This is a genomic window from Bacillus sp. G1(2015b), from assembly GCF_001482475.1.
Classification (GTDB): Bacteria; Bacillota; Bacilli; order Bacillales; family Bacillaceae; genus Bacillus; species Bacillus safensis.
Genome location: NZ_LKIC01000016.1, coordinates 1 through 8,454, shown reverse-complemented (window position 1 = coordinate 8,454; position 8,454 = coordinate 1). Strand labels below are relative to the sequence as shown.

Genomic DNA, 8,454 nt, shown 5'->3' with positions numbered 1-8,454 from the left:
GTGAAAATATGAATCGTTTTCTCCAACGCAAAAAGCCGATATGTCTCCATATCGGCTCAGCGTGTAGACAAACCCTCGCATTCGGTGTCAGGTCTGCGCTTCGGTGCTCACGAATGTCAAATTCGCTCCGCTCCGGTGCTCGCCCTTCCTAGACTGCAAAGGTTTTCTATCACGCTGAAAAGAAGACAAAGGGCTAAAATCAAAATCATTTTAGCCCTTTGTCAACAATCTGGAGCAGCCATCAATGGCTGCTTTTTTATAGGCAAATATCATGCCGAAATCACAAATTGAAATTTTTTTTCGAAAAGATGTTGACTTCAAATAAAATGATATGGTATATTAATTCTTGTCGATACGGAGGAATACCCAAGTCCGGCTGAAGGGATCGGTCTTGAAAACCGACAGGGGTGTCAAAGCCCGCGGGGGTTCGAATCCCTCTTCCTCCGCCATATTGATTTTTTACCTTAGTTGAATTGAACGCAAGCATAAAAATTGGAAATTGTCAAACCGCTGCATTTCGCGAATGCAGCGGTTTTTTTTATTTTGTTTTAGAGCGATTTTTTTGAATAACAGAAGCTATTTCATGAAGAATGGGATCAAGTGAACTTTCATCATGAAGTAGGTCATAATCTTCAATATTAATTTTAATCACTGGGCATAAATCAAATTGTTCGATCCACTCTGTGTATCGAGTGTACATTTCTTCCCAATAAGCCCGGTCAGTTTGAGTTTCCATTTCTCTGCCGCGTTCTTCAATACGATGTAAAATATGATCTAAATCCCCGTGCAGATAGATGAGGACATCAGGGTGAGGGAAGTAAGGTGTCATCACCATCGCCTCAAATAGGCTTGTATATGTTTCATAATCGACCTCAGACATCGTACCTTTGTCCGCATGCATTTTTGCAAAAATGCCAGTGTCCTCATAAATGGAACGATCTTGTACATATCCTCCGCCAGATTCAAAAATCCGCTTTTGCTCCTTAAAACGCTCAGCCAGGAAATAGACCTGTAAGTGGAAGCTCCATCTTTGGAAATCTGAATAAAAAGGCTCTAAATATGGGTTATCATCTACTTTTTCAAGAGACGTTTGAAACCCTAGCTTGTCTGCTATTGTTTTGGTCATAGTGGATTTGCCGACACCAACAGTCCCGGCAATTGTGATGACTGCGTCCTTTGGTATTTCGATCTTGTTCATAGCACTTGCTCCTTTATGTTCTGTACAATTTGCTGGTAATCTTGCTGTGAGGAAACGAAGTCTGTATGATCTCCTTCAATTGTAATGATAGGAAGCCCCGGCTCAGTCTGTTTTAAATGTTCAATCGCCAGCTCATAATCTTCAATGATTGTTTTTAAATAAGCTGGGTCTATGTCTTCTTCAAAAGAGCGTCCTCTCATCTGTATTCTTTCAAGTAAGGTGGGAAGGCTGGCTTTTATATAGATCATGGCATTTGGTTTAGGAAGATCATCTGTTAGCAGGTGATAGATCTTTCTGTATTTATCCATGTGCTTTTTTGATAATGTTCTTTCTGCAAATATCATATTTTTATAGACATGATAATCAGTGACAACCGGCTGCTGTTTATTTACATAGTTTTCTTCAATTAATTCTAACTGTTTGAACCGATTGCATAAAAAGAACATCTCAAGCTGAAAGCTCCATTGTTCCATATCTTCATAAAATTTATCTAAGAATGGATTTTCTTCTACAATCTCTTTTACTAAAGGAAATTGAAATTCCTTTGCAAGCATTGTAGCCAAAGTTGTTTTTCCGGCTCCAATTGGGCCTTCCACTGCAATAAAAGGGGCAGGATACATAGGCGTTCTCCTCTATCTATAAAGTTAAAGTTGTCAAACCAATGTATATTGTACCATACCCCTTCTAATAGATAGAGCGAATGGATTACGATGTCGTTCTTTTTTCAATATTAAATTGATCTGATAATAAGAGCCAATTTTGTGGGAAAGATAGACCTAATTTCCAATAAGCAATTCCGTTCAAATTTAGCTCTTTAATGAGGTTGAATTTTGCTTGAATCGACCTAGCGTCTTCGAACCAGACTTCATGCTGTTTGTTATTGGCATCTGTATAACGAAAATAAGGTGCTTGTGCTGTTTCGTCGTATAGGATAGAGACATTGTGCTGTCTAGCAAGTGCAATTGCTTGTTGAGGACTGACGGCTTTGGCGATCGGGCCGCCTTGGACGAAAGGAAGTGTCCAATCATAGCCATACAAATTCTGTCCCATTACAATTTTATTGGCCGGTATAACACTTAGTGCATATTCAATGACTTGGCGGACAGGTCCAATTGGTGAGACAGCTTGTGCAGGGCCGCCGCTGTACCCCCATTCATAGGTCATCAACACAACATGATCGACGATCTTACCGATCGCTTCATAGTCATGGGCCTCATACCATTTGCCCTTTTGCTGACTACTTGTTTTTGGTGCCAGTGCAACAGATATTGTCCATCCTTCTTGATGGAAACGAGCTGTTGCCTCTCTTAAAAATTGAATATAAGCATCTTTATCAACAGGGCGTAAATATTCAAAATCAAAATGGATTTCCTTGAATTGATACTTCTTGGCAACACGAACAATTTCATTTAAAAATGCCGTTTTGACAGATTGATTAGTTAAAAGAATACGGCCAAGTTCATCACTGAATTTTTCATTCTCTAGATTCGTCACCACCATGGTTAATACAGTTCTGTTCTGAGCGGCAATCTGGGGTAGTTGGTCTAAAGGTGGTTCTCGTAGCGTCCCATCTCTTTGTGCTTGAAAACTAAAGACGTCTAAATGGGTTAAGTATGGGGAGGCCTCTCTGGCTGCCTGCTTTAAGTTTTCACTGACTTGATTTCCACGTGGTTCAATATAAGCATTGGAATTAATGTTCCTTTTCGGTCTTTGTGGAATATAGAGCAAGAAGCGAATAGGTAGTATCGCTTCAGGTCGAATTCTGTTCACACGTGCCAACTCTTCTACTGAGATTTGAAACCTTCTACCAATTTGATATAGTGTGTCATTTTGTTTGACCTCATAAAATTGACCTCTAATTGGAATGACAATTGTTTGTCCAATGACGAGTTGATTTGGTGTTTCGATTTCGTTAGTACGGATGATTTCATTGACTGTCGTTTTAAAACGCATGGCAATGTCGTTTAAAGTATCTCCGCTTTTGACAACATAAATTTGAATAGTCAACGCCCCCTTTGTTATTGCTAACAATTTATGAGGGTTATGGCTAAATCATGTTTGATTTTCATTCGTGATTTCCTTAGCGGTGGTGATTTTTGCTAGAAGGACGTTCTCCATCATCGTTAAAGCGTAGTCGTTATCTCTGTCGTCGTTTGAAGCGATACAATCTTTAGGTACAATTAGATTGTATTCTCGCATGTACGCGTCATTTGCAGTGAACAAAACGCATATGTTTCCGGCAATTCCAGTTAGAATGATGTCCTCAACACCTAATTCATTTAAGAGTGTCTCTAGTGCAGTACCGTAGAAGGCAGAATGCTTAGGTTTAATTAAGAAGTAATTATCTTTAGATGGAGTCATTTTCTCTAAAATAGGAGCGCTTCTTTCGTTTTTGCATGTTTCCAGAACAGCTTGGATATCAGCCTTCCAAAGTCCGTAGTGATCGTTGATATAAATGATTGGCCAATTTTCCTTGAAAGCATGTTCTTTAAGAGCTAAAATTTTATTGGTCATTTGCTCTGTTTTTTCTGCAAGCACATGTCCCATTTCAAAATCAAAATTATTAATCATGTCGATAATAAGCAGCGCTTTTTGGTGCTTTGACAAATTAAGACCCCCTTTAAAAGATTGTGATAATATGTTAACCTCAATTTCCTTTTAAAAAACATGAAAAGAGAGCCGTGCCATGACGAAAGATGAACAGTTTATGCAAGAAGCCATTTCCGAAGCCTTAAAAGCAGAACAAATAGGAGAAGTGCCGATTGGTGCCATCATAGTTGTTGATGACCAAATCGTGAGCCGGGCTCATAATTTAAGGGAAAGTGAGCAGCGTTCAATTGCACATGCAGAATTACTTGCTATTGATGAAGCATGTAAAGCGACAGGGAGCTGGCGTTTAGAAGATGCTGTTCTTTACGTTACGCTTGAACCATGCCCAATGTGTGCAGGTGCTATTGTTCTCTCTAGAGTGAAAAAGGTTGTTTTTGGTGCATACGATCCAAAAGGTGGATGTGCAGGTACTTTAATGAATTTATTGGATGATGAACGGTTTAATCATCAGTCTGAGGTCATCGGTGGTGTACTTGAAAATGAGTGTGGTGAGCTGTTAAGTCAGTTCTTCCGGAATCTCCGTCAGCGAAAGAAACAAGCCAAAAGTAAATGAATGGATGTCGTTTGCAATTTGAGCTATAAGAAGGTATACTTATGTCTGCGTCACTAACAATTTAATATTCATTTTGCCGTGCTAAGCGGGGAGGTAGCGGTGCCCTGTACTCGCAATCCGCTCTAGCGAGGCCGAATCCCTTCTCGAGGTTCGTTTACTTCAAGGTCTGCCTTAAATAAGTGGTGTTGACGTCTGGGTCCTGCGCAATGGGAATTCATGAACCATGTCAGGTCCGGAAGGAAGCAGCATTAAGTGAAACCTCTCATGTGCCGCAGGGTTGCCTGGGCCGAGCTAACTGTTTAAGTAACGCTTGGGGTAGCGAATCGACAGAAGGTGCACGGTAAATCAATATTAAATGTAACTCATCTAGTTTATCTAGGTGAGTTTTTTGTTGCTGTTCAAAGGATAGCTCAACTGCTTTAGTTATACAAATAGATAAAAAGTCTTTTTGGCGCCATTTGTTTTTTTACTAATCGCAACAAGAACTGGTGTTCTGTTTGGTGTTTCATGTCTTTTCACAAAGCTAGAAAATACGTTTTTAAGGCATGAAAAGTAGAAACTCTATAATTGAAATCATCTTTTTGGCATATTAGAAAATAAAGGTGTGCTTTTGAATTGATCGGTGCATCATGTATAATGAAAAGGATGATAAATGGAGGAGGGCGTATTTGTGAGTTATCAAGCTTTATATCGAGTGTTCAGACCTCAAGTTTTTGAGGATGTTGTTGGACAAGAACACATCACAAAAACGTTGCAAAATGCCCTTTTGCAGAAAAAGTTTTCTCATGCTTACTTATTTTCAGGTCCTAGAGGAACAGGTAAAACAAGTGCTGCCAAAATCTTTGCAAAGGCAGTGAACTGTGAAAAGTCACCTGTTAGTGAGCCGTGTAATGAATGTGATGCCTGTAAAGGAATTACAAATGGTTCAATTTCAGACGTGATTGAAATAGATGCTGCCTCGAATAACGGGGTAGATGAAATCCGAGATATACGTGATAAAGTGAAATTTGCTCCTTCGGCGGTTACATATAAGGTTTATATTATAGATGAAGTACATATGCTCTCTATCGGTGCATTTAATGCCCTCCTTAAAACGCTGGAAGAACCGCCTGCTCATTGTATCTTTATTTTGGCTACCACAGAGCCTCATAAGATTCCTCTTACCATCATATCTCGTTGTCAGCGATTTGATTTTAAACGAATCACGACCAAAGATATTGTTGGAAGAATGGAGAAAATTGTAGATGCAGAAGGCCTAAACGTACAGGAGGGCTCGCTCGAGATTATTGCTAGTGCAGCTGATGGCGGTATGCGTGATGCACTAAGTCTCTTAGATCAAGCGATCTCATTTAGTGGTGATCAATTGACAATTGATGATGCGCTGCTCATTACAGGTGCTGTATCTCAGCATTTCATTAGTCAGCTTGCTGAAGCAATTTTTGATCAAAATATTGCCACAGCGTTAGATACATTAAATGAATTGCTTCAGCAGGGGAAAGATGCTGCTAAATTAATAGAGGATATGATTTTTTACTTTAGAGATATGCTGCTTTATAAAACGGCACCAGATCTCGAGGGTGTCCTTGAAAAGGTAAAGGTCGACGAAAGTTTCGTGGCGCTGTCAGATCGTGTGACACCTCAGTTTCTGTATGAAACAATTGAAGTCCTGAATAAAAGCCACCAAGAAATGAAATGGACAAATCATCCTAGGATTTTCTTTGAGGTAGCGGTTGTAAAGCTGTGTCAGTCAACAGCAGGATTGACACAAGGTCATGCTGACGCTGATTTAACGGCGCTAACAGATAAAATAAACAGGCTGGAACAGGAACTCTCAAGGCTAAGAGCCGAAGGGGTACCAATGTCTCCATCTCATAGCCCTCAAGAAAAAAAGGAAGCGCCTCGACCACAAACGAGTAACAAAAATGGCTATCGTGCTCCTGTCGGCCGAATTCATGAGATTCTAAAAGAAGCGAAACGGCCTGAGTTAGAAAAAATTAAAGGCAAATGGGGAGAGCTCCTTGCCCAGTTGAAACAGCAGAATAAGGTGTCTCACGCTGCGTTATTAACGGACAGTGAGCCAGTTGCGGCTGCTTCGCATGCCTTTGTTTTAAAATTCAAATTTGAAATACATTGTAAAATGGTTGCTGAAGATAAAAGCGGTGTTCGAACCAATCTTGAACAACTGCTAGAGTCTATGTTAGGAAAAAGAGTGGAATTAGTTGGCGTTCCTGACGCTCAATGGGGTAAAATAAGAGAAGAATTTTTAAGAGATCATCAGCCGGATGAACAAGCAGATGGTCAGGGAACTTCTACTGAAGAGGATCCATTGATTGCGGAAGCAAAGAAATTAGTAGGAACCGATTTAATTGAAATTAAAGATTAATAAAAATGAAAGAGAGTGGTGTTCATATGCGCGGTGGAATGGGAAATATGCAAAAAATGATGAAACAAATGCAAAAAATGCAAAAGGATATGGCAAAGGCTCAAGAAGAGCTTGCAGAAAAAGTTCTTGAAGGTACAGCTGGTGGCGGTATGGTCACTGTAAAAGTAAATGGACAAAAAGAAGTCGTTGATGTAGCAATTAATGAAGAAGTTGTTGATCCAGAAGATATCGATATGCTTCAAGATCTTGTTCTTGCTGCGACAAACGATGCATTGAAAAAAGTCGATGAGCTAACGAATGAAACGATGGGTCAATTCACAAAAGGAATGAACATGCCAGGTTTATTCTAGGAGGAATAACTGAAGATGCAATATCCTGAACCAATATCAAAGCTGATTGACAGCTTTATGAAATTGCCAGGAATCGGACCGAAAACTGCGGTCCGTCTGGCTTTTTTTGTTCTTAGTATGCAGGAAGATGTCGTACTAGATTTTGCGAAGGCGCTTGTAAATGCAAAGCGTAATTTAACTTATTGTTCGGTATGCGGTCATATTACAGACCAAGATCCTTGCTATATTTGTGAAGATACAAGAAGAGATCAATCTGTTATCTGTGTAGTGCAGGATCCAAAAGATGTAATCGCAATGGAAAAAATGAAAGAATACAACGGCTTATATCATGTGCTTCATGGTGCCATTTCGCCAATGGACGGAATTGGCCCAGAGGATATTAAAATTCCTGACCTATTAAAAAGACTGCAAGACGATCAAGTGACAGAGGTGATTCTTGCAACCAATCCAAACATTGAAGGAGAAGCAACAGCCATGTATATCTCCAGATTGTTAAAACCATCAGGAATTAAACTCTCTCGCATTGCTCACGGACTTCCAGTAGGCGGAGATTTAGAGTATGCGGATGAAGTCACACTGTCTAAGGCTCTAGAAGGCAGACGTGAGATGTAGGAAGGAGAAGTACGGTACATGGGTTTTCTTCGCAGAAAATCAATTCGAAAAGAATTCGATGAGAAATTAATTCAACAGCTTTTTAAGCAAAAAGAAGAATGGAACAGACAAAAAAAGCTTGTCGCAAATAGCGTTGAGCCTTCACCGGACATTCTATTCGAATTAAAGCTTGCTCAAGCGAAGTACTTTTTCTATCTGAGAGAAGCGAAAAAGAGGAATTTACGTCTAAACAACTGGAAATAGCAGGTCTATTGTACATAATCTTCTCATATGCTTGTACTATTCATATGAAGAGGGGATGAGAGGATTATGGAACCTGTTATTGTGATTGGGTCAATTTTGCTGGCTGTGCTATTGTTGTTTATGTCAGGTGTGCAGGCGAATCCATTCAAATGGTTAGGGCTTATCGGAGTGAAGTTTGTGGCAGGCGCTCTTTTTTTATTTTGCCTCAACCTATTTGGCGAGAGTCTAGAATTACATGTCTCTATTAATCCTGTAACGAGTGGAATTAGTGGTTTATTGGGTATTCCAGGCGTAGCGGCTTTAATTGTAATTGAAAAGTTTATTATTTAATGAAAAATATTGTTGACTTTGATTCGGCAGGATGGTAAATTAGTATACGTCGCTGATGACGAAGAAACGAAAAAACATAATAACAAAAAAGTTGTTGACACTAACAGCTTGGATGTGATAAGATGTTCTAGTCGCTTCTGAAGCGGTAAACAAGTTCTTTGAAAACTAAACAAGA

10 protein-coding genes, 1 tRNA gene and 1 other RNA gene are annotated in these 8,454 nt (G+C 39.6%); 8 read left to right on the top strand and 4 right to left on the bottom strand.

Annotated features, from left to right (window positions below):
- Positions 1 to 356: 356 nt before the first annotated feature.
- Positions 357 to 449: transfer RNA gene (locus tag AMR95_RS10155), tRNA-Ser, on the top strand.
- An 89-nt stretch (positions 450 to 538) separates the two neighbouring features.
- Here the strand turns inward: AMR95_RS10155 and AMR95_RS10150 are convergent.
- From AMR95_RS10150 to AMR95_RS10135, 4 genes are all read right to left on the bottom strand, one after another.
- Complete coding sequence (locus AMR95_RS10150) at positions 539 to 1,198, bottom strand: deoxynucleoside kinase (protein WP_039175851.1); 660 nt, start codon at positions 1,196 to 1,198, stop codon at positions 539 to 541.
- A complete protein-coding gene (locus AMR95_RS10145) occupies positions 1,195 to 1,818 on the bottom strand; it encodes a deoxynucleoside kinase (protein WP_058838235.1) in 624 nt (207 codons plus the stop codon). Before AMR95_RS10145 ends, AMR95_RS10150 begins: the two co-directional genes overlap by 4 nt.
- Positions 1,819 to 1,903: 85 nt before the next feature.
- The gene (locus AMR95_RS10140) at positions 1,904 to 3,151 is read right to left on the bottom strand and encodes a glycoside hydrolase family 18 protein (RefSeq protein WP_231746880.1); all 1,248 of its coding nucleotides are present in this window, start codon (positions 3,149 to 3,151) and stop codon (positions 1,904 to 1,906) included.
- A gap of 99 nt (positions 3,152 to 3,250) precedes the next feature.
- The gene (locus AMR95_RS10135; RefSeq protein ID WP_039175857.1) at positions 3,251 to 3,805 is read right to left on the bottom strand and encodes an isochorismatase family cysteine hydrolase; all 555 of its coding nucleotides are present in this window, start codon (positions 3,803 to 3,805) and stop codon (positions 3,251 to 3,253) included.
- A gap of 79 nt (positions 3,806 to 3,884) precedes the next feature.
- Between AMR95_RS10135 and tadA the strand changes: the two genes are divergently transcribed.
- The 7 genes from tadA to AMR95_RS10105 all read left to right on the top strand — a co-directional run bounded on the left by tadA (position 3,885) and on the right by AMR95_RS10105 (position 8,279).
- Complete coding sequence (tadA, locus tag AMR95_RS10130) at positions 3,885 to 4,361, top strand: tRNA adenosine(34) deaminase TadA (RefSeq protein WP_034284264.1); 477 nt, start codon at positions 3,885 to 3,887, stop codon at positions 4,359 to 4,361.
- Between the two features lie 76 nt (positions 4,362 to 4,437).
- Positions 4,438 to 4,702: signal recognition particle sRNA large type (ffs, locus tag AMR95_RS18850), an RNA gene on the top strand.
- Positions 4,703 to 5,031: 329 nt separating this feature from the next.
- Positions 5,032 to 6,744, top strand: a complete 1,713-nt coding sequence (gene dnaX, locus AMR95_RS10125) for a DNA polymerase III subunit gamma/tau (protein ID WP_039175861.1) — start codon at positions 5,032 to 5,034, stop codon at positions 6,742 to 6,744.
- Between the two features lie 26 nt (positions 6,745 to 6,770).
- Positions 6,771 to 7,094, top strand: coding sequence for a YbaB/EbfC family nucleoid-associated protein (locus AMR95_RS10120; RefSeq protein WP_008342011.1), 324 nt, complete (start codon positions 6,771 to 6,773; stop codon positions 7,092 to 7,094).
- A 15-nt stretch (positions 7,095 to 7,109) separates the two neighbouring features.
- Positions 7,110 to 7,706, top strand: a complete 597-nt coding sequence (gene recR, locus AMR95_RS10115) for a recombination protein RecR (protein ID WP_003218094.1) — start codon at positions 7,110 to 7,112, stop codon at positions 7,704 to 7,706.
- An 18-nt stretch (positions 7,707 to 7,724) separates the two neighbouring features.
- Positions 7,725 to 7,949 (top strand): YaaL family protein, encoded by a 225-nt coding sequence (locus AMR95_RS10110; protein WP_024425764.1) that lies wholly within the window; start codon positions 7,725 to 7,727, stop codon positions 7,947 to 7,949.
- A 66-nt stretch (positions 7,950 to 8,015) separates the two neighbouring features.
- Positions 8,016 to 8,279 (top strand): pro-sigmaK processing inhibitor BofA family protein, encoded by a 264-nt coding sequence (locus tag AMR95_RS10105; protein WP_058838233.1) that lies wholly within the window; start codon positions 8,016 to 8,018, stop codon positions 8,277 to 8,279.
- Positions 8,280 to 8,454: the final 175 nt, after the last annotated feature.